Below are 26630 nucleotides of genomic sequence, written 5' to 3'. Positions count from 1 at the left end.
CCACACCCGCGCCTGCGATCGCCGCCGGCGAGCGCCGGGGCGCCGGTTCGAGCGATGCTCAGGGAGGTCATGATGACACCGCAGGAACGCCAGCTTGTGGACGATCTGTTCGAACGGCTCGCCCGCCTCGAAGCCACTCCACGCGATCCCGAAGCGGCCGCAGCGATCTCGCAAGGACTGCGAATCGCGCCGAATGCGATCTACGGGCTGGTCCAGACGGTGCTGCTGCAGGACGAGGCGCTGAAGCGGGCGCATGAACGCATTCAGGAACTCGAAGCCGATCAAGCGCCGCAACCGCAGGAGCGCGGCGGTTTTCTGGATTCGATGCGCGACACTTTCTTCGGCCAGAGCCAACCGTCGCGCGGCTCGGTGCCCAACGTTCCGCCGCCCGGCGCCGGCAGCCGGCCGGCCTGGAACACCGGACAGGTGATCGGCCAGCAATCCTCGGCGCCGCCGTACTCTCAGGTGCAGCAAGCCCCCTACGGACAACCGCCGCAAAGCGGACCGTTCGGCGGCGGATCGCCGATCGGCGGCGGCGGCGGATCGTTTCTCGGCACCGCGGCGGCTGCGGCGGCCGGCATGGTCGGCGGCTCGCTGCTGCTTTCCAGCATCCGCGGCATGATGGGCGGCGGATCGCATCAGAGCCTCGCCGACCAGAGCGGATTGAGCGGTGGCCTGCAGAGTCCGTGGGGCAGCGGCGACTCGTCCGGCGGCAACCTGGCGCAGCAGGCCGGCCTCGGCGACATCGGCTCGCAGCGCGGCGGCGTCGACGACAGCTCGCGCTACGGCATGATGGATCAGAACAACAACGACTACGATCAGGTCGCCGATGCCGGCTACGACCATGACGACATGGACATGGATTCCGACGACTTTGGCGGCGGTGGCGACAGCGACTTCGCCTGACGCCTGCCGGTATCCCGCAATATGCAACGGCCGCCCCGTGGGCGGCCGTTGTCGTTGATTACTCAGCGAACCGCGCGCTGCGCTCAGATCACCACCACCTTGGTGCCGACGCCGACGCGGCCGTACAGGTCGATGACGTCCTGATTGCGCATCCGGATGCAGCCGGAGGAGACGTTGGTGCCGATCGTCCACGGCTCGTTCGAACCATGGATACGGTACAGCGATGAGCCGAGATACATCGCCCGGGCGCCGAGCGGATTGGCGGGCCCGCCTTCCATGTGGCGCGGCAGATCGGGACGGCGCGCCAGCATTTCCTTCGGCGGCGTCCAGGCCGGCCATTCCCGCTTGGCGGTGATCGTCTTCACCCCCGACCAGGTGAAGCCGGGGCGGCCGACGCCGACGCCGTAGCGCAGCGCCTTGCCGTCGCCCTGCACCAGATAGAGAAACTTGTTCGGGGTATCGATCACGATCGTGCCGGCTTTTTCGGCGCCATGGTAATCAACCAGTTGCTTTTCATAGCGCGGGTCGAACTCGGGGCGAGCCGGCTCGATCGCCGCCTCCTGCTCCGGCATCGATTGCGGGGCGGCCGGCAAGTACTCGGGACGCGCCTCGTAGGCCGGTTCCCGCCGGTAGTAGCGCGAGGACGGCGGCGGCGCGCCATCGCTGAACAGGAATTCGATGAAGCCGCCGCCGAGGTTCGACCGCTCGGCATAGGCGGCGCGCACCGGCGCCGGCCGCGGCGACGAATAGATCACCGCGGGCTCCGGTTCGGAAGAGAATTCCTGTGCGACGGCAGGATGATAACCGGCGGCGAGACAGGACACGCTGGTCAGCAATGCGAGGGTGGTTTTGTTGAACATCGACGTACTCTGCACTGTTTCGTCGTGGATGCGCCGAAGATGCGGCGGTGAACGCAACGGATCAGAAACCAAAACTGGATCGGTTTGGTAAACGCGGAGCAGGTTTCGATTCACCACGTCGTCGCCGGACGGCAATTCCCGTCGTCAGCGTTTATTTTCGATGAACGGCACAGGCTCATGGTTAACGCGGCGTATGTGCGCGGCTGTTAGTTGAGACGAAGCCGGTTCCGGCGTTCAACCCGTCGTTAAAGAGATCGCTGTACGAGGAATTGGTAGCAACTCACGGGATCAGCCGATGTCACTTCCACGTAAGCGCTTTCGCATTGAAGAACTGACGCTCGGAGCAGCGCCGATGCTCGCACCGATCGAATTCGAGGCTGGCCCGACCAACCGTGACCTGATGGCGGAGCTGCGGGCGATCCGTGCTCAGATCGTCAACGGCGTACAGCCGGTCGTAGCCGGTGAATCCGGCAGCAAGCAGGAAATCGACGCGTCGCTCGCCGCGGAGGCCGCGGAAGCCAAGGCGCTGCTCGCCAGCTACAAGGCGCAAGTCGAGCAGTGCGAGAAGCTGAAGGTCGAGCTCGACCTGATCCACAATGCGATCGACCAGACCAAGCGCGAAATCGCGGTGCTGCACTCCAAGAGCTTCAGCGGCGAAGAGATGGCCAAGGTCAACGGCGAACTCGGCGCCGTCGTCGGCGGCACCGAAGAAGCCACTCAGCAGATTCTCGAAGCCGCCGAAGCGATCGACCAGGCGGCGACCGCGCTCGGCAAGGTGAACTCGGCCGATCAGCAGCAGGCGCTGAGCGACGAGATCCAGGAACGGGTGATCTCGATCTTCGAGGCCTGCAACTTCCAGGACCTCACCGGCCAGCGCATCAGCAAAGTGATGAATACGATGAAGTTCATCGAGCATCACATCGTGGCGATGATGGAGATCTGGGGCGGCGTCGACGAGATCAAGTCGCACGCGCCGCCGGTGGTCGACACCCGCGACGACGATGCCAAGCTGCTCAACGGCCCGCGCGCGCTGGGCGAGAGCGGCCATGCCTCGCAGGACGACATCGACGCGCTGTTCAACTGATCTTTAGGCTGACGCCTCAGCGCCGTTCCGCGGCGCGGGGCGGCTGCAGCGCCAGGAAACAGCCGAGCGCCGCGAGCGCGCAGACCATCCCGACCTCGACCACGGTGGCGTCCGAAAATCGCTCGACGGCCGCCGCCACGATGAACGGCGCCGACGCCTGGACAAACAGCGCCGGCCGAGCGATTCGGCCGATCACCCGTCCGTAGCCCTGCGGTCCGAACATCAGCAACGGCAGACTGCCCCGCGCGATCGTCATCACCCCGTTCGCGGCGCCGAACGCGACGCAGAATATCCCCGCGACCAGCACCGACGGTCCGGCGAACGCCAGCATCGCAAACGAGCACGCCATCAGCCCCACCGCCCCGCGCGCGATCCATAATGGATGGGTGCGACCGGCGAGCAGGAAGTCGGCGAGCCGTGCGACGACCTGTGACGGGCCGAACAGCGCGCCGAGCGTCACCACGGTTCCGGCGTCCAGTCCGCCGCGCTGGAACATCGCCAGCAAATTCGACGTCACCCCCGACAGCATCAAGGCGTAGATCGCGAACGCGGTCGCGATCAGCACGAACGGCCGCCCTTCCGGGCGCAGCGGTTCGGCCGGCATCAGATGCGGGGTCGGGCTCGGTGCCGTGGCCGCCAGCGCGGCCTTGCGGGGCAGCGCCAACCCATGCAGCGGCGCGACCACGCAGGCGAGCACGGCGGCAAAAGTAAAATACGTGCCGCGCCAGCCGACGGTGTCGAGCAGCAGATGCGTCGCCGGCCACCCCACCGTCGAGGCGAAGCCGCCGGCAAAGGTGACGAACGTGATCTGCCGGCGAGCGGTGGCGCCGAACAGACGGGCGAGCGTCGCGAAGGCCGGATCGTACAGGTTGGTCGCCATCGCAACGCCGAGAAGCGCCCAGGCGATGAAGTACACCGGCCACAGGTCGGTGCTGGCGACCAGCACCATGCCGAGAGCGCCAGCGAGCGCGCCGGGCGCCATCACCAGATTGCCGCCGTGACGATCGATCAAGCCGCCGATGATCGGAGACAGGATCCCGGAAATCACCAGCGCCAGCGAAAACCCCGACATGCCGAACGCCAGCGACCAGCCGTGCGCCTTGGCGAGGTACGGCATGGTCAGCACCGGCGGATAGATCAGCATGCCCCAGCACAGGATCTGGGTGACCGCGAGAACGCCGACCGCGCGTTCCGGTCCGAGCGCAAGTCTCCGCAGCGCGGTCATGTCGTCATGGCGTCAGGTTCGACCCGATCTTGTTGGTTGCGGCAGGGTCAGGCGCGCGGGGCGCAGCGGACATAGACCATGTTGCCGTAGCGGGTGGCGGCGTCCTTGTCGACGAAGCGGGTGATCATCACCCGGCCGTCGAACGAGATCACCTCGCGATCCTGGTCGGTGATCGGGCCAGCCGGACCGATATAGTTCTTGCCGCTCTGCGAGCCCTTCAACCGCAGTTCCTGCGGGGTCGCCTGGTCGGCCAGATGCATGATCACGCCCCCGGTCGGACCGGCGCCGATGACGTAAGGGTTCTTGCACTGTGCCAGCGCAGCCTTCTCAGTGCGGGCGCGATCGGACGGATTGAGATACGACGCCAGGCCCCAGCGGCCGACAATCTCTTCCGAACGAATGGTGGCCGGCAGGTCCGGCGGGGGCGCCGGTTCCTGCACCGCGGCCGGCTGCGAACCGCCGAGGCTGAAGCCGCCTCCCATGCTGCCGCACGCGCCGAGACCGAGCGCCATCAGCGACGCCATACCCAGATTGAGCGACGCGCGTGCGTTGCGTGAATTGAACATGATTTCTCCCCGAGCGAACGCCCCGCGTGCCCCTTGCGCCAGACAACCGCAAAACGCCCCAGCAGGCAATGCGGTCACACCGTTCATGTCGGTGCCCCGGTCTGGCGGCCGGAGCATCTTACAGCGACATCACCAAGCTCTTAAGCCCTCAGCTTGACAGAACAAGCATCAAGCCATATTCCGAGCCCACAATTAGCACTCTCGAAGCACGACTGCCAACACGCGGACGCAACCCGAGCCGCGGATCACGAACAGGCACTCGAACACCGAGCCCCTTCAGTAACAGCACAGGACAGCCCATGGCTAAGCTCAATTTTCGTCCTCTCCATGACCGCGTGGTGGTGAAGCGCATCGACGCCGAAACCAAGACCAAGGGTGGCATCATCATCCCGGACTCCGCCAAGGAGAAGCCGCAGGAAGGTCAGGTCGTCGCCGTGGGCCCGGGCGGCCGCGACGAAACCGGCAAGCTGACCCCGATCGACGTCAAGGTCGGCGACCGCGTGCTGTTCGGGAAGTGGTCGGGCACCGAGATCAAGCTCGACGGCGAAGAACTCCTGATCATGAAGGAGTCGGACATCATGGGCGTGGTCGGCTGAGCCGCATCGCGACAGTATCGAGACATCAGGAGCGAATGAATGGCTGCTAAAGACGTTAAATTCTCCGGCGATGCCCGCGACCGCATGCTGCGCGGTGTCGACGTGCTCGCCAACGCCGTCAAGGTCACGCTCGGCCCGAAGGGCCGGAACGTGCTGATCGAGAAGAGCTTCGGCGCGCCGCGCATCACCAAGGACGGCGTTACCGTCGCCAAGGAAGTGGAGCTCGAGGACAAGTTCGAGAACATGGGCGCGCAGATGGTGCGCGAGGTGGCCTCGAAGACCAACGACCTCGCCGGCGACGGCACCACCACCGCCACCGTGCTGGCCCAGGCGATCGTCCGTGAAGGCGCCAAGGCCGTTGCGGCCGGCATGAACCCGATGGACCTGAAGCGCGGCATCGAGATCGCGGTCGCGGCCGTGGTCAAGGACATCCAGAAGCGCGCCAAGCCGGTCGCCTCTTCGGCTGAAATCGCCCAGGTCGGCACCATCTCGGCCAACGGCGACGCGCCGATCGGCAAGATGATCGCCCAGGCGATGCAGAAGGTCGGCAACGAAGGCGTCATCACGGTCGAAGAGAACAAGTCGCTCGATACCGAAGTCGACATCGTCGAAGGCATGAAGTTCGACCGCGGCTACCTGTCGCCCTACTTCGTGACCAACGCCGAGAAGATGACCGTCGAACTCGACGACGCCTACATCCTGCTGCACGAGAAGAAGCTCTCGGGCCTGCAGTCGATGCTGCCGGTGCTCGAAGCGGTGGTGCAGTCGGGCAAGCCGCTGCTGATCATCGCCGAGGACGTCGAAGGCGAAGCGCTGGCGACCCTGGTAGTCAACCGCCTGCGCGGCGGCCTCAAGGTTTCGGCCGTCAAGGCGCCGGGCTTCGGCGATCGCCGCAAGGCGATGCTGGAAGACATCGCGATCCTGACCGGCGGTCAGCTGATCTCGGAAGACCTCGGCATCAAGCTCGAGACCGTCACGCTGAAGATGCTCGGCCGCGCCAAGAAGGTGGTGATCGACAAGGAGAACACCACCATCGTCGGCGGCGCCGGCAAGAAGCCGGAGATCGAAGCCCGCGTGTCGCAGATCAAGGCGCAGATCGAGGAGACCTCCTCGGACTACGACCGTGAGAAGCTCCAGGAGCGTCTGGCCAAGCTCGCCGGCGGCGTCGCGGTGATCCGCGTCGGCGGCGCGACCGAGGTCGAGGTCAAGGAAAAGAAGGACCGTGTCGAGGACGCGCTCAACGCGACCCGCGCCGCGGTGCAGGAAGGCATCGTGCCGGGCGGCGGCGTCGCTCTGCTGCGCGCCAAGAAGGCCGTCGGCCGCATCAGCAACGACAATCCGGACGTCCAGGCCGGCATCAACATCGTGCTGAAGGCGCTCGAAGCTCCGATCCGCCAGATCTCCGAGAACGCCGGTGTCGAAGGCTCGATCGTGGTCGGCAAGATCCTCGAGAACAAGACCGAGACCTTCGGTTTCGACGCCCAGAGCGAAGAGTATGTCGACATGCTCGCCAAGGGCATCGTCGATCCGGCCAAGGTCGTGCGCACCGCGCTGCAGGACGCCTCCTCGGTCGCCTCGCTGCTGGTCACCACCGAAGCGATGGTCGCCGAGCTGCCGAAGGCCGAAGCCCCGATGGCGATGCCGCCGGGCGGTGGCATGGGCGGAATGGGCGGCATGGGCTTCTAAGCCCGGCTCTCTCGCACGCAGTATCGATCACGCAAGGCCGCCTCCGGGCGGCCTTGTTTTTTTGGCCTAACGTCGGCGTTCCAATTCACAGGACGGCAGAGCACGGCGCCACTATCCCCCTCTCCCGTCATCGCCCACGAAAGCGGGTGCCCCAGTATTCCAGAGCGCCTCCGATGACCAACGAGCTCTCTGCGATACTGGATCCCGGCATGCGCGGGGATGACGGCTGTGTGTGCGGCACGGCGGCAGATTGCCGCCTCCGCCCCCTCCCCGCATGACTTTTGGCGAAGCGCAGGCGATCTGCTACTCAGGCCATCGTTCGGTCCAGTTCGAATCAAACAACACTCAAGACCTGACATCCTGCGAGGAATCATCCGATGCGCGCGCTCCTGATCAGCCTGCTGGCGCTGCTGCCAGCGACCGACCTTGCCTTGGCCCAGGGCAAGTCTGCCGCGAAAGCGACGCCGACGGCGACCGAGACCCGCTACTTCGCCAATCTCGACGGCTTCATCGACGGAGCCGATGTGGTGCTGAAGGAGACGAGGCAGGGCAAAAGCGCGACATCGGCCGTGCTCGACGTGTGCTTCTCGCCGACCAAGGATTCCGATCGCAAGGAGCGCTTCGTCGTCAACCTGACGGCGAACGGCCAGAGCCTGACCGGTACCAGCCAGACGCTCGGCAGCAAGACCCCGGTTTCGGTCAACCTGCAGCAGAAGCCGAACGGCGAGACCTTCGACTTCAAGGGCGTGGTCGGCATCGGAACCGCGACCCACGAGATCAATTCGACCGACAATTCCGACCTCAGCGAAAAGGAATTCGAGGAAACCCAATCGGCCGATGAGAGCATCGCTCAGGCGCCGAAGGACTTCACCGCAGTCTCTCCGGAAGCGGTCGGCGTTCGGGTCGCGCTCGAGGCCGCGTCGGACTTCCTCAAGACGCTGAAGACCGAGAACGTCGAAGTGTCTCTGTCCAGCCTCAGCATCGGCTGCGACGCGCTGCGGGCCGGCAAGTTGGTGATCAATCTCAGCGTCGACCCGGAACGCGCGGCCGCGGTGATCGCCAAGGCCAAGGCGTTTCCCGGCGTTTCGGCTGCAGGCTGGACCAACGGCGTCGTCGACATGGACCGAGCCATCCTGTTCCCGGCCGCCGGCTGGCGCGAGGGTGGCAAGATCGATCGCGCCAAGATCGCGTCCACGGTCACCGCAACGCTGGCGCAGACACTGGAGGCCAAGCTGGCCTCGGCCAATTGGGACGAGGTCACCGGCCGGCTGAAGATGACGTTCAAGCGGCCGAGCGACACCTTCCCGGCGCTGCAGCTCACCGAGGTCATTACCGTCGAAGCGCTCGTGAGCGCCGACAAGCCGGGCGGTAGCGACAAGCTGATGCTGTGGCTCAGCAGCCCGAGCGACACCACCGTCGACGAAAACACTCCGCCCCGGCTCAACCTGAACGACGACGCCACCGGCGAGGAAGAATCCGAACCGCGCAGCGACGGCGGCGCAGTCCCGGCACTGGCAAAGGAACTCAAGGGCCAGCGTTGGGATTCCGAGAGCTCGACCTGGCAATAGCGTCATCGCGATCGGCCCATCCGTCCGAGTGCTGGAACCGCGATTTGACATGCCGCTGCAATGCGGCAATGAAGCGCTTCCCGTTGACGGCAGGATGATCGACTGAATGACGCGCTTTGATGCAGTGGTAATTGGCGCCGGGCTCGGCGGCCTGACTGCGGGCGCGATCCTGGCCCGCGAAGGGCACAAGGTGCTGGTGATCGAGCGCGGCAACTCGGTGGGCGGCGCGGCGTCGAGCTACAAGGCCGGCGAATTGTTCGTCGAAGGCTCACTGCATATTACCGGCAACCCTCAGCACGTCCGCGATCCGAAGCACCGCGCCTTGCTCCGCGCCGGCGTGCTCGACGCGGTACAGTGGATTCCGGCCGGCGCGCTGTATGAAATGCGCGGCGGCCCGGTCGGCGATCCGTTCACGCTCCCCGACGAATTCGCTGCCGCCCGCGACGCATTGATCCGCCGGTTTCCGAACGCGAGCGCCGGAATAACGCAGTGGCTCGGCGACCTGGAACGGCTCGCCGGCACGCTCGGCGATGGCGGACTCGATGCGGTGATGGCACTCGCGCCGTCATTCCCGGATTGGCGGGCCTCGCTCGGTGAAAAACTCCAGGCGCTGTTCGGCGACAACGAAGCCGTGAAGTTCGCGCTCGCGGGCAATCTGTCCTATGTGCACGACGATATCGCCGCGCTGTGGTGGGTGCCGTTCGCGATGGTGCAGGGAAGCTTCCTGCTCAGCGGCGCACGCTTCGTTCAGGGCGGCTCGCAAAGGCTGTCGAGCGCGCTGGCGCGGGCGGTGCGCAAGGCCGGCGGCGAAGTCTTACTCCGTCGCACCGTCTCCGGCGTCGTGATGCAAGATCCCGGCGCAGCCCATCGCGTGACCCACACCATGCGCGACGGCAGCGACCCGCAGACCGTCGAAGCGAGCATCGTGATCGGCAATGCCGCACCGGCAACGCTGGCGAGCCAACTGCCCGAACACCAGGCGCAGCTCCTCACGGCCAGCTATGCGGAGCGCGCACCGTCGCTGTCACTGTTCGCGCTCACCCTCGGCCTGTCGAAGCCGCCGCGCGAATTCGGCGTCAGCAGCTACGCGACCCAATTGCTCCCGGACTGGATGACGACGCTGGCATCCTATGCCGAGGCCAAGATGCTGATGGCCGACGAGCCGGGCGCGCGGATGCCGCCGCTGGCGATCGCCGACTACACGGCGATCGATTCCGGCGTGCCGTCGCCGCCTTACGTGCTGTCGGTGGTCGGTCCGGATCGGGTAACGAACTGGGATGGCCTCGACCAGGACACCTATCGGGCCAAGCGCGGACGCTGGCAGCAGGCGCTGCTGGCCCATCTCGATCGCAGCTATCCCGGCCTTGCCGGTGCGGTGACCGCCGCAGCGTTCAACACCGCCTTCTCGGTGCAGCAATATCTCGGCGCCCCGCAGGGCGCGGTCTACGGCTTCGCGCCGCTGCTGCCGCAGTCCGATGCGCCCTACCGCTCGCCGCGCACCGCTTTGCCCGGCCTGTATCTCGCCTCCGCCTATGCGGGGATCGGCGGCTACAGCGGCGTGGTGCAGGCGGCGGCGGAATGCGCCGAGCTGATCCTGCAGGATCAGCCGCAGCGTTAATTCGTGTTGAGCCGGAACCGCAGCGGCTGCGGACCGGCGAAGTTGACCACATCCCCCTGCCGGCTCCAGGTCGTCGCCGCCGCAAGCGCCGCGACCAGCGCGTCGTCCGCCTGAGCGCGATCCGGCGGACAATTGCGATCCTCAATCGTCCCCGGCACGAAGATCACGGTGTTGCCCGCGACCGAGAACTGCCCGGTGCCGCCTTTGCACCACAGCTCCAGCCGCACGCTGCCCTTGTCGTCGATTTCCAGATTCGGAATCCGTTTCGACCCCGGCTTCGGCGGCGCGTCCAGCGTCACCTCCAGGCCGAACGGGAATTCCTGGTCGGATTGCGCCGGCGCCGGAGAGGTCGCGGCGGACAGGATCGCCGCGCCGAGCACGGCAACTCGCATCAGGGAAAGGGTTCGCATCATACCTCGGCGATGGCTCGGGGCGCGCCGCGCTCGGGCTTGCGCGCGCGACGCTGAAGGTGGCGGACGAGCGGACCGAACGCCGCCCGCCCCGCCTCTGGCCCGCAGGCTATAGTGCGAACCACCCCGCCTTGACCAGACGGCCTTGCGCCCGATCACAGCTCGTATCGCCCGCTCACAAACACGCGAACTCGCTTACCTGCGACTCGCTCGCACCGAGCGCGGTGCTAGGGTGCGACAAGAGGGCGCGACATCTAACCGTGGGTGATTGACCTGCAAGTTCCGTCCAAGGCCTCCGCACGGCGGAGCCTCCTACCCGGAGACCCTTTCCAGTGAACGCTATTCGAACCACCTTGGCGACCGCCTGGCGGATCGCCGTGCCGTATTTCAATGCCGAAGACAAATGGATGGGCCGCGGACTGCTCGCGGCGGTCGTCGTCATCGAACTCGCCGTCGTCGGCCTCACGGTGATGTTCAACCGCTGGAACAACGTGTTCTACAACGCGCTGCAGGAGCGCAACTACGACGTCTTCACTTACCAGATCATCTACTTCTGCGTTCTGGCGACGATCTGGATCGCCCTCAAGGTGTACCAACTCTACCTCAACCAGTGGCTCCAGATTCGCTGGCGCAAATGGATGACCGAGCGCTATCTCGGCGGATGGCTGCACGACGCCAACCACTACCAGATGCAGCTTACCGGCGATGCCGCCGACAACCCCGACCAGCGTATCGCCGAAGATACGCAGCTCTTCATTGACCGCACATTGGCGCTCGGGATCGGCCTGCTCAATGCGGTGGTGACGCTAGCGTCGTTCGTGGTGATTCTATGGGGCCTGTCGGATGAAGCGCCGATGCATCTGTTCGGCCATAGCATTCCGATCCCCGGCTATCTGGTGTGGGGCGCGTTGATCTACGCCGTGGTCGGCACCGCCCTGACGCATTGGATCGGCTCGCCGCTGGTCGGCCTCAACTTCGAACAACAACGTTACGAAGCCGACTTTCGCTTCAATCTGGTCCGGGCGCGCGAGAACGCCGAGCAGATCGCCCTGCTGCGCGGCGAACCCGCCGAGCGCGGCAAACTGTCCGAACGGTTCGGCCACATCGTCGGCAACTACATGCGGATCATGATCCGCACCAAGCGACTGACCGCATTCACCGCCAGCTACTCGCAGGCATCGGTGATCTTCCCTTACATTCTGGTGGCGCCTGCGTATTTCGCCCAGAAAGTGCAGCTCGGCGGCATGATGCAGACCGTCTCCGCGTTCAGCAGCGTGCAGGATTCACTGTCGTTCTTCATCTCGGCCTACCGCACCTTGGCGGAGTGGCAGTCCATCATGCAGCGGCTCGAAGGCTTTGAACGCGCGATCGAGGCGGCTGCGGCACGGCGCGACAATCCCGGGGTGGTGCGGACGCCCTCCTCCGCGAACGCGATCGAGCTGAAGGATCTGAGTCTGACGCTGCCGACCGGATCGCCGCTGATGAGCGCCGATGGCTTTACGCTCGGCGGCAGCGATCGCACCCTGATCGTCGGTCCCTCGGGCGCCGGCAAGTCGACGCTGTTCCGGGCGATCGCCGGAATCTGGCCGTTCGGCTCGGGCTCGATCTCAATTCCCGCCAATGCGACGCTGATGATGCTGCCGCAGCGGCCGTACTTCCCGGTCGGCGAGCTGCGCGCTGCGATCGTCTATCCGGCGGAGGCCGGTTCGTTCAGCGATACACAGGTGGCCGACGTGTTGCGGGAGGTCGGCCTGCCGGCGCTGGCGGAGCGGCTGGATCAGCATGGCCATTGGAATCGAACGTTGTCGCTCGGCGAGCAACAACGGCTCGGCATCGCCCGCGCACTGCTGCACGCCCCGCAATACCTGTTCCTGGACGAGGCGACCGCTTCGCTGGACGAGCCGTCGGAAGCGGCGCTGTACGAGTTGCTCGACCGTAAGCTGCCGGGCACCACGATCGTCTCGATCGGCCACCGCTCGACGCTGGAAGCGTTTCATCAGCAAGGCGCATCGCTGGCGCGCACCGGCAGCGGCTTCACCTTGCAGAACCGGGTCAAGCCAGCCGAGCCGGCCGTGGGGCTGGCGGGGAGCTGACGGAGACGCCGCAAAGCACGGGAAGACCGAAAGGTCAGCTCCAGGCGCATCCAGCAAGCGGCGGCGGGATGATGCGCCGCAAGGCCGTTGGCAGGGAGCGCCCCGAACGATTGACGCCTCACGACAAAAGGCGGGCCACCGACGGGTGGCTCGCCTTTCATCCTTTCTCACGCCTCAGCGTGGGACAAACAAAAAGGGCGGCAGATCGCTCTGCCGCCCTAAGCCCCTTGGAAGGGATTGTCTTTACTTCAGCGCGCCCAGCGTCACGTCAGCCGAGAGCTTGGCGATGAAGCGAGCACCGCACCAGCCCGAGGTCACACCGTTCGAGGTGAAGTCGGAGGTGATCGCCTGGCAGCCGGCCTTGGTCAGGTCGCTGTCGGTGTAGCGCAGATCGAGGGTGAACACCTTGTAGGTGAAGCCCACGCCGACGTTCCAGGTGTTGTAGTCCGGCAGAGCGGTGAAGGCGTAGAACGCGTCGGTGGTGCCCAGCCACTGATGGCCGTATTCACCCGAGATGTAGGAGCCGATGCCGGTGGAGCCGAAGAAGGTGCCCGGCATGGTGATCTTCGCGTTCACCGCAGCGTAGGTGCCCGAGGTGCCGAAGCGCAGGAAGTCCGGCGAGTAGTTCACGGCGGCGCCGGCAGTGAACACGTCGTTGAAGGTGTAGTTGAACTTGCCGTAGAACTCGTAGAAGGACACGTCCTTCTTCATCACGTTGCCGTTGGCGATCGCGCTGGAGCCGAGCGGGCACAGGTTGCCGCCGCCCTGAACGGTGTCGATGCACTGGCCGCCCGGATAACCGTAGTACCAGAAGCCGAAGTCGAACGCGGCCGGACCGAAGGTCGGGCGGATACCGACGTAGCCGTCGATCTCAGCAGCGGCGCGGTTGGCGAACGAGATGCTCGAGCCCGACACGCCGGCATAGATCTGCAGGTCCGGAGTGATGTTGTAGCGCGGCTCGATGTAGCCGCTGACCGACGGCTGGTGGTTCGACTGGGTGATGCCGCGGAACACATAGTCGCTCGAAACCGAGGTGCCGAACGCGACGTCCCACGGATTGAACGCCACAACCGGCGGCGCCTTGGTGTAGACCTTGGCGGGCAGATCGGCGGCCGAGGCCGAACCAACGCCGACTGCGAGCACTGCCGCGACCGACAAGATTGTCTTCTTCATTGTGATCCCCATCGTTTCAAGTCAGCCGGACCGAGGTTCAAGGACACGACATCGACCTGCCAAAACCAAATGTGACGGCAATGTGGGGCGGGATGCGCAAACCGTGAAGCAAAAAACACATGCAGATGCCGACTTTTTGTGCAATCCGGCACATCTAACCACTCGTAGTTGCGGGGTGTTGCAATTTGATCACTTGATTGCGAACGGATCCTAACGAAGAGCCAGGTTTTCGGCCGCGCGAGCAACACTTTCGACTAACTCGATTCGAACTACGCAGGAATCGAATCGCCAGGACGGGACCCCAGCGGTCCGGCCCACGAGGTAACTCACCACCCAAGGTGCCCGTCGGCCGCTCGGCCATGAGGGCTGGGTGCCCCCCAACGACGAAGGCCGCGGCAGGGACCGCGGCCTTCGGAAATACCTATCTCGCGAGAGAACGTCTCGCGTGAGAGCTTCGGAGTTCGGTTAGGCCGGATCGGACCGCGGCTCGCCCCGCTCCGCCCGATCGAACTCCTCGTCTCCGGCAGTTTCCTCGCCGGCCGATTCCACGCTGTGAGCTGGCGGCTCACCCGCAGCTTCGACCGAGTCGTTCGACGCCGGCGTTTCCACCGGTTCGTTGTCCTCGGCTGCAGCGACGTCATCGGCGGGAAACGGATCGGCTGGCGCAGCCTCGACCGAATCGGCCGCGTGATCGGCCTCGGGTGCCGGGGAGGGTTCGGGTTCCGGGACAGATGCCTCGGGTTCGGCGGGCGGCGCCGGCTTCTTGACGCGGGGCTTGCGCGGCTTGGCTGGGGCGGGCGGAGCCGGAGGCGGCGTCACCTCCGCGACCGGCTCGACAGCAGGCTCTACGGCACTGGAAACCGGTTTGGCCTTCTTCGCAGGCTTGGTCGAAGCCTTCTTGGGCGCTGGCGGCGCGGCGGGCTTGGGTGCGGATTTGGGAGTCGACTTCGCGACCGGCTTAGCCTTGGCTTTGGCCGCCGGCTTGGCACCGGCAGCGCGTTTCGCAGCGGTTTTGCTGGCGGCGGGGACCTTCGCGGCGGACTTCTTCGCTGGCGATGTCTTGCCAGCGCCTGGCTTGGGAGCCGCCTTCTGCACGCCAGCAGAACGGCCGGAGGCTGTCTTGGCGGTCTTCTTCGCGTTGGTCGCCGGCTTTTTGCCGGCGGTCTTGGCGGCCGGCTTCTTTGCGGATTTGCCGGCTGCGGACTTCGGCTTGGATTTGGCCTTCGACTTCGACTTGGCGGCCGACGCCTTGGCGGATTTGCCGTCCTTCTTGCCGGCCTTCTTGGCCAGCAGCAGCTTGGACTTCTTCTTGGCCTTGTTCTTAGTCTTGGACTTCTCGGCCTTCTTGTCGGCCTTGTCCTTCTTCTTCGACTTCTTGTCTTTCGCCATGGTCGTCCTCCAGTTGTGCGGATCGCTGCTCGGCCAGCAATCACGCGCCCCGCGACCGGCGTTCCAGGCTCCGATCAGTGCGGAGCAGGACGGGGCCCGCCTGTCGCCCAATCGAGAAGTTCAATCGTGTGCACCACAGGGACTTCCGTTCCGCTGGCGATCTGCACCATGCAGCCGATATTGCCCGCGGCGATCATGTCCGGCTTGACGGAAGCGATGTTGGCGACCTTCCGATCGCGCAATCTGGTCGCGATGTCAGGCTGGAGAATGTTGTACGTGCCCGCCGAACCACAACACAAATGACTCTCGGGAATATCTTTCACCACGAATCCAGTCTTGGAAAGCAATTCTTTGGGGAGCTGCGTGATTTTCTGGCCGTGTTGAAGCGAACAGGCCGAGTGATAAGCGACCACGACATCATCGCGCTGACGCGGTGATGACAGTTCGAGGCCGGCGACATATTCGCTGATGTCTTTGGCGAGTGCCGAAACCTTCGCAGCCGCCGCCGCATACTCCGGATCTTCTCGCAGCATGTAGCCGTAGTCCTTGATCACCGTACCGCAGCCGGAAGTGGTCACCAGGATCGCGTCGAGACCGCCACGCTCGATCTCCGTCAGCCACGCCCTGATGTTGGTGCGGGCATAGTCGAGCGTGCGAACGTCGCGGCCGAGATGATGGATCAGGGCGCCGCAGCAGGCTTCATCCGCGGCCAGCACCACTTCGATGCCGTGCCGGGTGAGCAGATTGATCGCGGCCCGATTGATCCGCGGGGCCAGCACCTGCTGGGCGCAGCCGTGCAGCAGCGCGACCCGCCCCCGTTTCGGCCCGACCGCCGGAAAGGTCGTTCCGGAGTCCGGCCCCGGCTCAGGCAGATGTTTCGGCGCCAGCGCCAGCATCGCCTTGATCCGGCTCAGCACCGTCGGATGCGCAAGGTCGCGGGAGCCGGGCAGCAGCGCCGCCACCGGCCGCACGATCCGCGCTGCCCACATCCCGAGCCGGAACATGCCCGGATGCGGCATCATCCACGACAGCGCCTCGCGCACGATCCGATCCCAGAACGGCCGCTTGTACTGCTTCTCGATCCTGGCGCGGGCCTGATCGACCAGATGCATGTAGTTCACGCCCGAGGGGCAGGTCGTCATACAGGCGAGGCACGACAGGCAGCGGTCGATGTGCTTGACGACGTCCGCGGTCGGCGGGGCGTTGCTCTGCAGCATCTCCTTGATCAGGTAGATGCGGCCGCGCGGGCTGTCGAGCTCGTCGCCGAGCAGCACATAGGTCGGACAGGTCGCGGTGCAGAAGCCGCAATGCACGCAGGCGCGCAGGATCTTGTCGGCCTCGGCGATGTCGGGATCGGCGAGCTGGGTCAGGCTGAATTCGGTCTTCATGTCGCGGATCCTCGCGACATCCGGCCGCGATTGAGAATGTTGCTGGGATCGAAGCTGCGCTTGACGCGGCTGCCGAGCGCGGCGAGCCCGGCCGGCTGCGGATGGAACACGTCGATCGCCGCCCGCACCGCATCGCTGCCGCGGATCAGGCTGGCATGGCCGGCGATCTTTTCGACGCGCTGGCGCAGCGCCTTGGCATGGCCGTCCGCCGCAGGCGGCAGCGCCGCCCAGATCAGGCCGCCACCCCAATCATAGATCACCTCACCGCCGCTCTCGCGGCTGAGCTGCTCGCCGAGAGCACCTCCGGCCGCCGGCGGGCAGACGATCCGCCACACCGGCCACAGCGCCCGCGGCCCCGAAGCCGCAAACGGCTCGACGTCGCGCACCCCGCGCCACAGCGCAGCCGAAGCATCGTCCTCGATCAGTTCGGCATCGCCAAAACTCTTCAGCGCCGTGCGCAGCGACTGGGCGCGATGACTCGCCGACGAGGTGATGCCTTCGAGCCGCAGCAGAGTGAGCGATTGATCCGGCTGTGCGATCTCCGCCAATGCACCGGCCGTGGTGCGCAGCGCCGAGCCGGGCAGATGCGCGGCGCCGGTGACGTCGTAGGGCGAGCCCAGCGCCGCGGTCATGGCCTTGTTGGCCGCGACGTCGCCGAGGCCGCGCAGCACCAGGGTGCGCTCGCTCTCGGGCCGGGGCGTCACCTTCAGGGTGACCTCGGTCATCACCGCCAGCGTGCCCCAGGAGCCGGCGAGCAGCTTGCAGAGGTCGTAGCCGGTGACGTTCTTCACCACCTTGCCGCCGGCCTTGAAGCTCTCGCCGAAGCCCGACACCGCGTTGGCGCCGAGCAGATGATCGCGCGCCCCGCCCGCCTTGATCCGCCGCGGACCGGCGAGGCCGGCGCCGATCATGCCGGCCACCGTCCCTGCCCCCGGCGCAGTGCCGAGCAGCGCCGCAGTATCCATCGGCTCGAACGCGAAATGCTGATTCTTGGAATCGATCAGCGACAGCACGTCGGCGAGCGGCGCGCCGGCCTGGACGGTGATGATCAGCTCGTTCGGTTCGTAGGCGGTGACGGCGTTGAGCGCCGACAGCTCCAGCACCGCATTGGTCGCCATCGGCTGGCCGACCGTACGCTTGCTGCCATGGCCGACGATCTCGATCGGCTGCTCATTGGCGATCGCGGCGCGCACCGCGTCCTCGACCTCCTGCGCGTCGCGTACTTTCAGCGTGTCCACGGGCGAAATTCGTCCTTCAGGTCCGGGTCAACAAGCTTTGCTTCGTCATTGCGAGCGAAGCGAAGCAATCCAGTTCAAAAGCAAGACGCTGGATTGCTTCGTCGCTTCGCTCCTCGCAATGACGGCGGAGTGTGGGGTCGAGGGCCATATCTGCAACTACCGACCAGTCTAGAACCGCGGAATATCCGGGAACGGCAACTGGCCTTTGTGGACGTGCATGCGGCCGAGTTCGGCACAGCGATGCAGCGTCGGGAACACTTTGCCGGGGTTGAGCAGGCCTTCGGAATCGAACGCGCATTTCAGCCGCTGCTGCTGGTTGAGATCGATATCGGAGAACATCTCGGGCATCAGGTCGCGCTTCTCGATGCCGACGCCGTGCTCGCCGGTCAGCACCCCGCCGACCTCGACGCACAGCTTGAGAATGTCGGCGCCGAAGGCTTCAGCCGCGTCCTGCTCGCCCGGCTTGTTGGCGTCGTACAGGATCAGCGGATGCAGATTGCCGTCGCCGGCGTGGAACACGTTGGCGACGCGCAGGCCGTATTTCTCCGACATCTCGTTCATCCGCCGCAGCACCAGCGGCAGCTGTGCACGCGGGATGGTGCCGTCCATGCACAAATAGTCGGGCGAGATCCGGCCCACCGCGGGGAACGCCGCCTTGCGGCCGGACCAGAACAGCAGCCGCTGCTGCTCACTGGTCGAAATCTGGCAGGTGGTCGAGCCGCAGCCGAGCGCGATCGCCTCGACCCTTCCGATCAGCTCGTCGACTTCGACCTGCGGACCGTCGAGCTCGATAATCAGCAGCGCCTCGACGTCGAGCGGATAGCCGGCATGGACGAAGGCTTCGGCTGCGTGGATCGCCGGCTTGTCCATCATCTCCATGCCGCCGGGAATGATGCCGGCGCTGATCACGTCGGCAACGCACTGGCCGGCGGCCTCGACGCTGGTGAAGCCGATCATCAGCGCCCGCGCCGTTTCGGGTTTGCGCAGGATCCGCACGGTGACTTCGGTGATGACGCCGAGCAACCCCTCCGATCCGGTGATGACACCCATCAGATCGTAGCCGGCGCATTCGGCCGCCTTGCCGCCGATCTTGAGGATCTCGCCGGTCATCAGCACGATCTCGCAGCCGAGCACGTTGTTGGTGGTCATGCCGTATTTCAGGCAGTGCACGCCGCCGGAGTTCTCCGCGATATTGCCGCCGATCGAACAGGCGATCTGTGACGACGGATCAGGCGCGTAGTAGAAGCCGGCATGATCGACCGCCTGACTGATCGCCAGATTGGTGACGCCCGGCTCGACCACGACGGCGCGGTTATCGAAGTCGATCTCGCGGATCCGTTTGAACTTGCCGAGGCCCAGCAACACGCCGTCGGCGAGCGGCAGCGCGCCCCCCGACAGCGAAGTCCCGGAGCCGCGCGGCACCACCTTGATGCCGTTCTGGTGGCAATAGCGCAGCACCTCGGAGACCTGTTTGGTGGTGCTCGGCAACACCACCACCATCGGCGGCTGGCGATAGGCCATCAGCCCGTCGGACTCATAGGGCTTCATCTCGGCGTCGCTGGAGATCACCCCCTCGCCCGGCACAATCTTGCGCAAGGCCGCAATGATCTCGTCGCGGCGCGCCAGCACGGACTGATCCGGCTCCGGCATCAGAATGGTCATGCGAGACTCCTGCGCTCGAACTGGCCGCGCATCCGGCGAGCCGGAACGGATCGGATCAGACGACGTGGTTTGTCATAGCCAGAGCGCTGGCCCGGAGCAAACTGGAACTGATCAGGCGCCGACCAGACTACGCGGCGGCACCACCGCCTGCACCACCAGGCCGCGGGCCCGCGCATCCATCACGCCGACCGCGCGCAGCGCCAGCAAGGTAACGGTTTGCACTGCGTCACGCAGCTTCGCAGGATCGTCGAGATTGTCCGGCGCCAGCGGCCCGACCAACGATTCATGCACTGCGCCGAGCAATGCGGTCGCTGCCAGCGCCGTATCTTGCGCCGGCAGATGACCGGCGCGGACCGCGGCTTCGATCCGCAACTCGATCTCACCTGCTATTTCCCGGCGGCTCGCCAGCCGCGATGCCGAGACATCGACATCGACAGGTTCGGCCAGGATTCCCCAGGCCAGCTTCCGATGCGACAGGACGTGCACCGCCACGGTCGTCACCGCGGCGGCGAGCGCAGAAGACGGCCCCGGCGCCGCATCGGCCGCGCGGCGGACCGCAGCGAGTTCGTCGCGCGAAACATCGGCGATGAGTTCGGAGATCAGGTCGGCCTTGGACGGGAAGTAGCGATACACCGTTCCGGCAGCGACCTTCGCGCGCGCAGCGACCGGCGCGATCTGCACCGCCGCCATCCCACCGTCGGCGGCGGTCTCGCGTGCGGCCGCAAGGATCGCACTGCGGCGCGCAGCCAAGCGCTTCACCACCTGATGGGTCCGCCGGTAAACCATGAAGCTGTTGCCCCGGAAACGAGCAGGTCCGCAGCCCGTTCAATCGGACCGGAAACGCTCACCAAGTTGCTGGATTAGCGAGGGAAACCGACGTATCGCCCGCGCCAAATCAGTGAAAAAAGTGAACACCTATTCAGAACCGAAGGCAAGCCCTTACGGCAATGAAATGAATAGCATTCCTGAAAACTAGCCCGGCAATCCGAGCGCTCGCGCCAGCGCCGCTACCAACATACCAGTAATCACCGCCAGGAAGTCGTTGCGACGCAATACGCTCACGGCAATCGCCGCTGCGAGTGCGACCATGACGATGGGCCCGCCATTGACAGCCACTGGCAACGCAGCAGCAACAATGATCGACCCAGGCAGTGCATCGAGCATCCGCCGCACCCGCGGCGTCACCTCGACATAGCGCATCATGAAGTAGCCGCCGAGGCGCGACGCCACCGTCACCGCGGTCATCACCGCAAAGGCAATCATCACATCGCTGCGAAGCATGTCAGTCATGACGGTGCCCTGCATGCGCGGCGTTGTGCGGCGGCTCGTCCATCAGCCCTGCAGTGATCGCGCCGGACAGCGCGCCGGCGATGATGAACCAATAGCCCGGCGCCAGCCAATGTACGGTGAGAGCGACGACACCCGAGACGCACCATGGAATCGCGCGCCGCGGTCCCTTCCAGGCCGGCACCAGCAGGGCCGCGAAGAACGCCGGCATCGCGATGTCGACGCCGAACTTCTTCGGATCGGCGAGTTGCTCGGCGAGCAGGAATCCGGGAATGGCGGATACCAGCCACACCAGATACAGCACGATCGCGCCGGCGACATAGAACCAGGCATTGGCGCCGCCGTGCTCGCGATAGCGCATCGCCGCGAGCCAGCCGCCATCGGTAACCAGGAGCAGCGGCGGATAAGCCTGCCACGGCGGCAGCGTACCGAACCACGGCCGCATCGATGCGGTCATCAGGAAGAAGCGGATGTTGACGGTGGTGGTCAGCAGCGCCAGCGCCGCGATCGACGACGGCGTCAGCGCGTCGGGCCAGGCCTGCACCGCGACGAACTGCGACAGCCCGCCATAAACCGTGGCCATCATCACTTCGACTTCGGCGAGCGTGAAGTTCTTCTGCGCGCAGAGCGCACCGAACGCCATGCCGAACGCCAGCGTGCCCGGCAGCATCGGGCCGATCGCGACAATGCCGGGCCAGATCGCATCGCGCGACCAATAGGCCGGGGCTTTGGAAACGTGAGTGGTCATCGCAGGGTCCGTCTTGCGAGCCTTCGTTGCGCGCTGCGTGCGGCGGCGTCAAGCAAACGCGAGCACATGCAGCCATGCAGCGGGCGGCCGAAGAGCGGGCGCTACGGTGCTTCACCCGGCCGGGTCTTGGCGCGTTGATCCTTGACGTAAGCGATCGGAACGCCGAGCCGGGATACTGTCGCCGCGACCTTGGCCTGGATGTCCTGGTCGCAATTCATGTGAGTCGGCGCGATGAAGAAATCTGCGGTCTCCCACACCTGGGCCCAGCGCAGGTTCGACGGCCGAAGATGCAGGAAGCTGTCGCGCGGACCACACACCGCGACGGTGTAGATCCGTCCACGGGCATCGGGGGGATCGGTTCGCGCGATGTATCTTTCGAGCCGCGTCACCGCTTCCGGCATCGCCGTAAACCAATAATCCATGACGTAGCGGCGCGAGGCGCCTTGCAGCCCGCCGGCCAGCGGATTGTAGAACAGATACTGATACGGATGCAGCCGGATCAGCGTCGCGGCGTTCCAGCTCAGCGCCGCGACGATCACGGCCAGCGCCACCGCACCGAGCGCCGCCGAAACGCGGGTGGTCGCGCGCAGCAGGCCATCGAGCCCGATACCAGCCAGCACCGAGAGCGGCGGCAACACGAATATGAAATGCCGCATGCCGCTGAAAGCCGGCCCATGCGCGGTGATTTCGCAGGCGACAGGAAACACGACAGCCAATGCGACGATCGCGGCCTCGCGCCGGCGGCGCGCGTCGCCATCGCCGAGCAATCGTGGCCACAGCAGCCAAAGCAGCGAGATCGCCGCTCCTGCGAGCACGACGATGGGCGTCTTGATCAGGAGATAAGTCGGAATGTACCAGCGCGGCACCGTCGCCATCTCGTACACCTGCCCGGCCAGCATGGTGCGGATCGCGTAGTGGAAGTCCCCGAACGACACCAATCCGCGGATCGGATTGAGCGGCGCCAGCGCCGACCACGGCCAGGTGATCAGCATGATCGCATAGGCAATCAGCAGTGACGGCAGGAAAGCCAGTAGCGAGCGGCCGGCGAATGCGGCACTGTCCCGCCAGCCTGCGCCCGACGTCGGCACCGGGCCGTTCAGCACGATCGCGACCGGCACGTAGCACACCAGCAGCAGCCCCAGCACCTTGATGCCGAGCGCGCAGCCGGTCAGCAGGCCGAACCCGATCAGATGGCGGAGCTGCGGCTTCGGACAATCGCGCGTGGCACGAATGAGGAAATACAGGGCGCCGGCCATTGCAGCGGCAAGCGGCACGTCCTTGGTGTGGTGGAACATGGCGCCGTACCAGAACCCGCACACTGCGAGCGCCACTCCGGCGAGTAGCCCGGCGCGCGGCCCTGAAATCAGCCGTGCTGTCGCGATCGCCGCGCCGATTCCGGCAACGCCGCAAGCCGCACTGAGCAGATGCCGCAGTTCGAACAGCTCGAGCGAGGAGATCTTGTGAAGCAAGGTCGCGGCGACGTCGAACAGGCCGCCGTACAGATACAGATTGTCGAACGAGAACAGCGCGCGATCGATCAGGCCGCTGCGGTAGTAATCGATGATCAGCTCGCCGTAGCGCTGTTGCACCCACTCGTCATTGGTGACGCCGTAGGATCGAAACGTCATCAGCACCAGGACGCCGAGAACGCCGAGCAGACCGATCGAAGCGAGATCGTAGAGGTCGCGCGCGGCCGACGGTCGAGCCAGCTTGCCGGGTCCGAGCGCACCATCGGGCAGAATACGCCCCGGCGCGTTCAGGCCGAGCGCCGAGTCCGGCGTCATATCATTCATCGCTCGAATGCCAGCGTCTGAGCCGAAGCTCGCCGAACGCCATCCCTGAACATCCTGCCCTGTTTGGATCAGGACCTACGCTTCTCGGTCGCGACAGGCCATAAAAAAACGCGGCGTCGCCGCCGCGTTTTTCAACCATCACTTTCCGGCAGGCTTACGCCTGGGGCTGCGGCTCCAGGCCCGGATCGGGCCGCGGCCGGGGCTTGCCGGCGGGCGGCACGGCCGAGGTGCGCGGTCCCGACGGCTCCAGCACCGATTCACGATTCGGCTTCTTGCCGTTGATCAGGTCGGTGATCTCGTCGCCGGTCAGGGTTTCGTATTCCAGCAGCCCCTTGGCCAGTGCTTCGAGATCGGCGCGGCGTTCGGTGAGGATGCGCTTGGCCTCGTCATAGCCCTCGGCCACCAGCCGCTTGATCTCGGCATCGATCTTCTGGATCGTCGCCTCGGAGGCGTTCTGGGTGCGCGACACCGACATGCCGAGGAACACCTCGTCCTGGTTCTCGCCGTAGGCGACGGTGCCGAGCTCTTCCGACAGACCCCAGCGGGTGACCATCATGCGGGCCAGCTTGGTGGCCTGCTCGATGTCCGATGCCGCGCCCGAGGTCACCTTCTCGCGGCCGAAGATCATCTCTTCGGCGACGCGGCCGCCCATCATGATGGCAAGGCGCGAGGTCATCTGTTCGAGCGACATCGACAGCTTGTCGCGCTCGGGCAGCTGCATCACCATGCCGAGCGCACGGCCGCGCGGAATGATGGTCGCCTTGTGGATCGGGTCGGTGGCCGGAACGTTGAGGCCGACGATGGCGTGGCCGCCCTCGTGATAGGCGGTGAGGAGCTTCTCCTCCTCCGTCATCACCAGCGACTTGCGCTCGGCGCCCATCATCACCTTGTCCTTGGCGTCCTCGAACTCGGTCTGGGTGACCATGCGCTTGTTGCGCCGGGCCGCCATCAGCGCCGCTTCGTTGACGAGGTTCATCAGGTCGGCGCCGGAGAAGCCCGGGGTGCCGCGCGCGATGTTCTTCAGGTTGATATCCGGCGCCAGCGGCACCTTGCGGACGTGAACCTTGAGGATCTGCTCGCGGCCGACGACGTCCGGATTCGGCACCACGACCTGACGGTCGAAGCGGCCGGGACGCAGCAGCGCCGGATCGAGCACGTCGGGCCGGTTGGTGGCAGCGATCAGGATCACGCCCTCATTGGCCTCGAAGCCGTCCATCTCGACCAGCAGCTGGTTGAGGGTCTGCTCGCGCTCGTCATTGCCACCGCCGAGGCCGGCGCCGCGATGACGGCCGACCGCGTCGATTTCGTCGATGAAGATGATGCACGGCGCGTTCTTCTTGGCCTGCTCGAACATGTCGCGGACGCGGCTGGCGCCGACGCCGACGAACATTTCGACGAAGTCCGAACCGGAGATGGTGAAGAACGGCACGTTGGCTTCACCCGCGACCGCGCGCGCGATCAGGGTCTTACCAGTACCGGGAGGGCCGACCAGCAGCACGCCGCGCGGAATCCGGCCGCCGAGACGCTGGAATTTGCCCGGGTCGCGCAAGAACTCGACGATCTCCTGCAGATCCTGCTTGGCCTCGTCGACGCCGGCGACGTCCTCGAAGGTGACGCGCCCATGCGCTTCCGTGAGCATCTTGGCCCGCGACTTGCCGAAGCCCATCGCCTTGCCGGCGCCGCCCTGCATCTGACGCGACAGGAAGATCCAGACGCCGATCAGCGCGATGAACGGCAGCCACGACACCAGCAGCGACACGAACCACGGCACGTTGTCGCCCGGCGGCTTGGCGGTGATCGAGACCTTGCCGTTGTACAGCCGCGTCACGAGCGACGGATCGTTCGGCGCGTAGGTCTGGAAGGTCGAGCCGTTGGTGAAGGTGCCGCGGATTTCCTGGCCCTGGATCACCACGTCGCGAACGTGGTTCTGGTCGATCTCGCTCAAGAGCTGCGAGAACGGAATTTCCTGAGACGCGGTGCGCTGGCCCGGATTTTGGAAGAGGGTGAACAGCGCCAACAACAGCAGCACGATGATGACCCAGAGGGCGAAATTGCGCAGATTGGCGTTCATCGGTCTTCCTTATGGGTCGCGCGGATCGCGACCAAGTGGGCCCTGCGGCGCCGAGACGAAAGGCCCTGCGGGTGCTTCCCGCGAGCCGGCCCGCCTAATCTAGGTGTGTGCCGGCCCCGTGCCAAGAGAACCACACAGGACTATTTGGCGCATTCTAACCGGTTTCCCGCTCAAATCGTGGCGATCACTGCGGGTTGTTGCGGGTGGTTAAGCGTCCGTGCAGGGCTGGTTCAGGGTCTGCGACCACGCCGGGGCGGCGCCGGAGCGATCACCAGACGATCCTTGGTGAGCGTCACCACCGCACCGGCGAGCGTCTGTCTCAACCGGATCTTGCCGGCCGGCGCTGCCGAAGTCATGGCCAGTTGCAACGCAGATGCAAGCGCCTCGACCTTGCCAAGCTCCGGCGGCCCCTCGTAGCCCTGCTGGGTCAGCGACCGAACCAACAATCGAATCCTGATTTCCGCCGGAAGGCCCGAGAACGCGACCGCATCGATGCCGGGGCGGTCCGAGACGCCACGCGAGGACGCCAGAAACTGCTCGGCGCCGTCGGCCATCCGTTCGAGCGCGGCGTCGGCCCGCGCGGCACGCGCCGCCAGCCGGGCCAATGAACGCGCATCGCATCCTTCGGCCGCAAGCATCGGCATCAACTCGCGCCAGCGCGGCCGGGCAAACCGCGGATCGACGTTGCTCGGATCGGTCGCGAAGCCGATTCCGGCCTTCGCCAAAGTCGCAAGCAGCCGCGCCTTGGGGACATCGAGCAACGGCCGCGCCAGCACCACGCCGTCGCGCTCGGTTTCACGCGCCATCGCTGCAAGGCCCGCGATGCCACTGCCCCGCGACAACCGCATCAGCACCGTCTCGGCCTGATCGTCGCGGGTATGGGCAGTCATAATGTGGGTCGCGCCGGCCCGTAGGGCTGCCTCCGCCAGCAACGGATAGCGGGCGGCGCGCGCGGCGGCCTGAATGCCGGAGGCCGGCTTGGCGCCGCGCCAACGCAGCGTGCGGTGCGGCAGATCGAGCGAAGCCGCCAGCCGCTTGACCGCGCGGGCTTCCTGAGCGGCCTCGGGGCGCAGGCCGTGATCGACGGTGGCGACAACAAGTGCCGGCCCGCACTTCAAGGCTCTGCGCCAGCGCGCCGCCAGCCACATCAGCGCCAGCGAATCAGGACCGCCGGAGACCGCCAGCAGAATCGCCGGCACCGCTTTCCAGTCGGCGAACAACCGGCTGGCTTCACGCGCTAAGATCGGCTCGTCATCGATCCCGGACATC

General features: G+C 65.8%; 22 protein-coding genes. 7 read left to right on the top strand and 15 right to left on the bottom strand.

The window, feature by feature from the left end; translation table 11 throughout:
* The first annotated feature begins 72 nt into the window (after positions 1–72).
* Positions 73–906 carry a DUF2076 domain-containing protein gene (locus tag DY468_RS11000; RefSeq protein WP_164604848.1) on the top strand — a complete coding sequence of 278 codons (834 nt, stop codon included), beginning with the start codon at positions 73–75 and terminating at the stop codon, positions 904–906.
* Between the two features lie 83 nt (positions 907–989).
* Here the strand turns inward: DY468_RS11000 and DY468_RS10995 are convergent, their stop codons facing one another.
* Positions 990–1766, bottom strand: coding sequence for a L,D-transpeptidase (locus DY468_RS10995; RefSeq protein ID WP_164604847.1), 777 nt, complete (start codon positions 1764–1766; stop codon positions 990–992).
* 295 nt (positions 1767–2061) lie between these two features.
* Here DY468_RS10995 and DY468_RS10990 point away from each other — a divergent pair, with 295 nt between their 5' ends.
* Positions 2062–2850, top strand: a complete 789-nt coding sequence (locus DY468_RS10990) for a protein phosphatase CheZ (RefSeq protein WP_164604846.1) — start codon at positions 2062–2064, stop codon at positions 2848–2850.
* Between the two features lie 16 nt (positions 2851–2866).
* On the opposite strand, the gene DY468_RS10985 is transcribed toward DY468_RS10990, so the two are convergent.
* Together DY468_RS10985 and DY468_RS10980 are read right to left on the bottom strand one after the other, a co-directional pair.
* Positions 2867–4075, bottom strand: a complete 1209-nt coding sequence (locus DY468_RS10985; protein ID WP_164604845.1) for an MFS transporter — start codon at positions 4073–4075, stop codon at positions 2867–2869.
* A gap of 47 nt (positions 4076–4122) precedes the next feature.
* Entirely contained in the window at positions 4123–4641 is a 519-nt protein-coding gene (locus tag DY468_RS10980) for a hypothetical protein (RefSeq protein ID WP_164604844.1), read from the bottom strand.
* A gap of 299 nt (positions 4642–4940) precedes the next feature.
* On the opposite strand from DY468_RS10980, the gene groES reads away from it, so the two are divergent.
* The 4 genes from groES (at position 4941) to DY468_RS10960 (ending at position 10109) form a co-directional block, all read left to right on the top strand.
* The gene (gene groES / locus DY468_RS10975) at positions 4941–5237 is read left to right on the top strand and encodes a co-chaperone GroES (protein ID WP_013501087.1); all 297 of its coding nucleotides are present in this window, start codon (positions 4941–4943) and stop codon (positions 5235–5237) included.
* 39 nt (positions 5238–5276) lie between these two features.
* Positions 5277–6923 carry a chaperonin GroEL gene (gene groL / locus DY468_RS10970; RefSeq protein WP_164604843.1) on the top strand — a complete coding sequence of 549 codons (1647 nt, stop codon included), beginning with the start codon at positions 5277–5279 and terminating at the stop codon, positions 6921–6923.
* A 377-nt stretch (positions 6924–7300) separates the two neighbouring features.
* The gene (locus tag DY468_RS10965; RefSeq protein WP_164604842.1) at positions 7301–8491 is read left to right on the top strand and encodes a hypothetical protein; all 1191 of its coding nucleotides are present in this window, start codon (positions 7301–7303) and stop codon (positions 8489–8491) included.
* Positions 8492–8597: 106 nt separating this feature from the next.
* On the top strand, positions 8598–10109 hold the full coding sequence (locus tag DY468_RS10960; RefSeq protein ID WP_164604841.1) for a phytoene desaturase family protein: 1512 nt from the start codon (positions 8598–8600) through the stop codon (positions 10107–10109).
* Here the strand turns inward: DY468_RS10960 and DY468_RS10955 are convergent.
* Complete coding sequence (locus DY468_RS10955; protein ID WP_164604840.1) at positions 10106–10519, bottom strand: META domain-containing protein; 414 nt, start codon at positions 10517–10519, stop codon at positions 10106–10108. The two genes, DY468_RS10960 and DY468_RS10955, sit on opposite strands and share 4 nt — an antisense overlap.
* A 332-nt stretch (positions 10520–10851) precedes the next feature.
* On the opposite strand from DY468_RS10955, the gene DY468_RS10950 reads away from it, so the two are divergent.
* Positions 10852–12612 (top strand): ABC transporter ATP-binding protein/permease, encoded by a 1761-nt coding sequence (locus tag DY468_RS10950; protein WP_164604839.1) that lies wholly within the window; start codon positions 10852–10854, stop codon positions 12610–12612.
* Positions 12613–12855: 243 nt separating this feature from the next.
* On the opposite strand, the gene DY468_RS10945 is transcribed toward DY468_RS10950, so the two are convergent.
* The 11 genes from DY468_RS10945 to tilS all read right to left on the bottom strand — a co-directional run bounded on the left by DY468_RS10945 (position 12856) and on the right by tilS (position 26629).
* Entirely contained in the window at positions 12856–13785 is a 930-nt protein-coding gene (locus tag DY468_RS10945) for a TorF family putative porin (RefSeq protein ID WP_164604838.1), read from the bottom strand.
* A 465-nt stretch (positions 13786–14250) separates the two neighbouring features.
* On the bottom strand, positions 14251–15174 hold the full coding sequence (locus DY468_RS10940) for a hypothetical protein (RefSeq protein ID WP_164604837.1): 924 nt from the start codon (positions 15172–15174) through the stop codon (positions 14251–14253).
* Positions 15175–15248: 74 nt separating this feature from the next.
* Positions 15249–16562 (bottom strand): glycolate oxidase subunit GlcF, encoded by a 1314-nt coding sequence (glcF, locus tag DY468_RS10935; RefSeq protein WP_164604836.1) that lies wholly within the window; start codon positions 16560–16562, stop codon positions 15249–15251.
* Positions 16559–17800 (bottom strand): FAD-binding protein, encoded by a 1242-nt coding sequence (locus DY468_RS10930; RefSeq protein WP_164604835.1) that lies wholly within the window; start codon positions 17798–17800, stop codon positions 16559–16561. The genes glcF and DY468_RS10930 overlap by 4 nt, the downstream gene beginning before the upstream one ends.
* A gap of 168 nt (positions 17801–17968) precedes the next feature.
* Complete coding sequence (locus DY468_RS10925) at positions 17969–19462, bottom strand: FAD-linked oxidase C-terminal domain-containing protein (RefSeq protein WP_164604834.1); 1494 nt, start codon at positions 19460–19462, stop codon at positions 17969–17971.
* A gap of 111 nt (positions 19463–19573) precedes the next feature.
* The gene (locus tag DY468_RS10920) at positions 19574–20248 is read right to left on the bottom strand and encodes a TetR/AcrR family transcriptional regulator (protein ID WP_164604833.1); all 675 of its coding nucleotides are present in this window, start codon (positions 20246–20248) and stop codon (positions 19574–19576) included.
* Positions 20249–20434: 186 nt separating this feature from the next.
* Complete coding sequence (locus tag DY468_RS10915) at positions 20435–20752, bottom strand: AzlD family protein (protein WP_164604869.1); 318 nt, start codon at positions 20750–20752, stop codon at positions 20435–20437.
* Positions 20745–21497 carry an AzlC family ABC transporter permease gene (locus tag DY468_RS10910; protein WP_164604832.1) on the bottom strand — a complete coding sequence of 251 codons (753 nt, stop codon included), beginning with the start codon at positions 21495–21497 and terminating at the stop codon, positions 20745–20747. The genes DY468_RS10915 and DY468_RS10910 overlap by 8 nt, the downstream gene beginning before the upstream one ends.
* Before the next feature lie 101 nt (positions 21498–21598).
* Positions 21599–23281: a glycosyltransferase family 39 protein gene (locus DY468_RS10905; protein WP_164604831.1), complete on the bottom strand. Its 1683-nt coding sequence runs from the start codon at positions 23279–23281 to the stop codon at positions 21599–21601.
* Positions 23282–23444: 163 nt separating this feature from the next.
* On the bottom strand, positions 23445–25361 hold the full coding sequence (gene ftsH / locus DY468_RS10900; protein ID WP_164604830.1) for an ATP-dependent zinc metalloprotease FtsH: 1917 nt from the start codon (positions 25359–25361) through the stop codon (positions 23445–23447).
* A 230-nt stretch (positions 25362–25591) separates the two neighbouring features.
* Positions 25592–26629: a tRNA lysidine(34) synthetase TilS gene (gene tilS / locus DY468_RS10895; RefSeq protein ID WP_164604829.1), complete on the bottom strand. Its 1038-nt coding sequence runs from the start codon at positions 26627–26629 to the stop codon at positions 25592–25594.
* Between the last annotated feature and the right edge of the window lies 1 nt (position 26630).

The organism is Rhodopseudomonas sp. BR0M22, assembly GCF_010907035.1.
GTDB lineage: Bacteria > Pseudomonadota > Alphaproteobacteria > Rhizobiales > Xanthobacteraceae > Rhodopseudomonas.
The sequence above is the reverse complement of the archived record's forward strand: the minus strand, read 5'-3'. Positions and strand labels throughout refer to the sequence as shown.

Bases quoted from the DNA above. Each gene is read 5' to 3' on its own strand.
- DY468_RS11000 (WP_164604848.1), top strand. From the start codon at position 73: ATGACACCGCAGGAACGCCAGCTTGTGGACGATCTGTTCGAACGGCTC.
- DY468_RS10995 (WP_164604847.1), bottom strand. From the start codon at position 1,766: ATGTTCAACAAAACCACCCTCGCATTGCTGACCAGCGTGTCCTGTCTC.
- DY468_RS10990 (WP_164604846.1), top strand. From the start codon at position 2,062: ATGTCACTTCCACGTAAGCGCTTTCGCATTGAAGAACTGACGCTCGGA.
- DY468_RS10985 (WP_164604845.1), bottom strand. From the start codon at position 4,075: ATGACCGCGCTGCGGAGACTTGCGCTCGGACCGGAACGCGCGGTCGGC.
- DY468_RS10980 (WP_164604844.1), bottom strand. From the start codon at position 4,641: ATGTTCAATTCACGCAACGCACGCGCGTCGCTCAATCTGGGTATGGCG.
- groES (WP_013501087.1), top strand. From the start codon at position 4,941: ATGGCTAAGCTCAATTTTCGTCCTCTCCATGACCGCGTGGTGGTGAAG.
- groL (WP_164604843.1), top strand. From the start codon at position 5,277: ATGGCTGCTAAAGACGTTAAATTCTCCGGCGATGCCCGCGACCGCATG.
- DY468_RS10965 (WP_164604842.1), top strand. From the start codon at position 7,301: ATGCGCGCGCTCCTGATCAGCCTGCTGGCGCTGCTGCCAGCGACCGAC.
- DY468_RS10960 (WP_164604841.1), top strand. From the start codon at position 8,598: ATGACGCGCTTTGATGCAGTGGTAATTGGCGCCGGGCTCGGCGGCCTG.
- DY468_RS10955 (WP_164604840.1), bottom strand. From the start codon at position 10,519: ATGCGAACCCTTTCCCTGATGCGAGTTGCCGTGCTCGGCGCGGCGATC.
- DY468_RS10945 (WP_164604838.1), bottom strand. From the start codon at position 13,785: ATGAAGAAGACAATCTTGTCGGTCGCGGCAGTGCTCGCAGTCGGCGTT.
- DY468_RS10940 (WP_164604837.1), bottom strand. From the start codon at position 15,174: ATGGCGAAAGACAAGAAGTCGAAGAAGAAGGACAAGGCCGACAAGAAG.
- glcF (WP_164604836.1), bottom strand. From the start codon at position 16,562: ATGAAGACCGAATTCAGCCTGACCCAGCTCGCCGATCCCGACATCGCC.
- DY468_RS10925 (WP_164604834.1), bottom strand. From the start codon at position 19,462: ATGACCATTCTGATGCCGGAGCCGGATCAGTCCGTGCTGGCGCGCCGC.
- DY468_RS10920 (WP_164604833.1), bottom strand. From the start codon at position 20,248: ATGGTTTACCGGCGGACCCATCAGGTGGTGAAGCGCTTGGCTGCGCGC.
- DY468_RS10915 (WP_164604869.1), bottom strand. From the start codon at position 20,752: ATGACTGACATGCTTCGCAGCGATGTGATGATTGCCTTTGCGGTGATG.
- DY468_RS10910 (WP_164604832.1), bottom strand. From the start codon at position 21,497: ATGACCACTCACGTTTCCAAAGCCCCGGCCTATTGGTCGCGCGATGCG.
- DY468_RS10905 (WP_164604831.1), bottom strand. From the start codon at position 23,281: ATGACGCCGGACTCGGCGCTCGGCCTGAACGCGCCGGGGCGTATTCTG.
- ftsH (WP_164604830.1), bottom strand. From the start codon at position 25,361: ATGAACGCCAATCTGCGCAATTTCGCCCTCTGGGTCATCATCGTGCTG.
- tilS (WP_164604829.1), bottom strand. From the start codon at position 26,629: ATGTCCGGGATCGATGACGAGCCGATCTTAGCGCGTGAAGCCAGCCGG.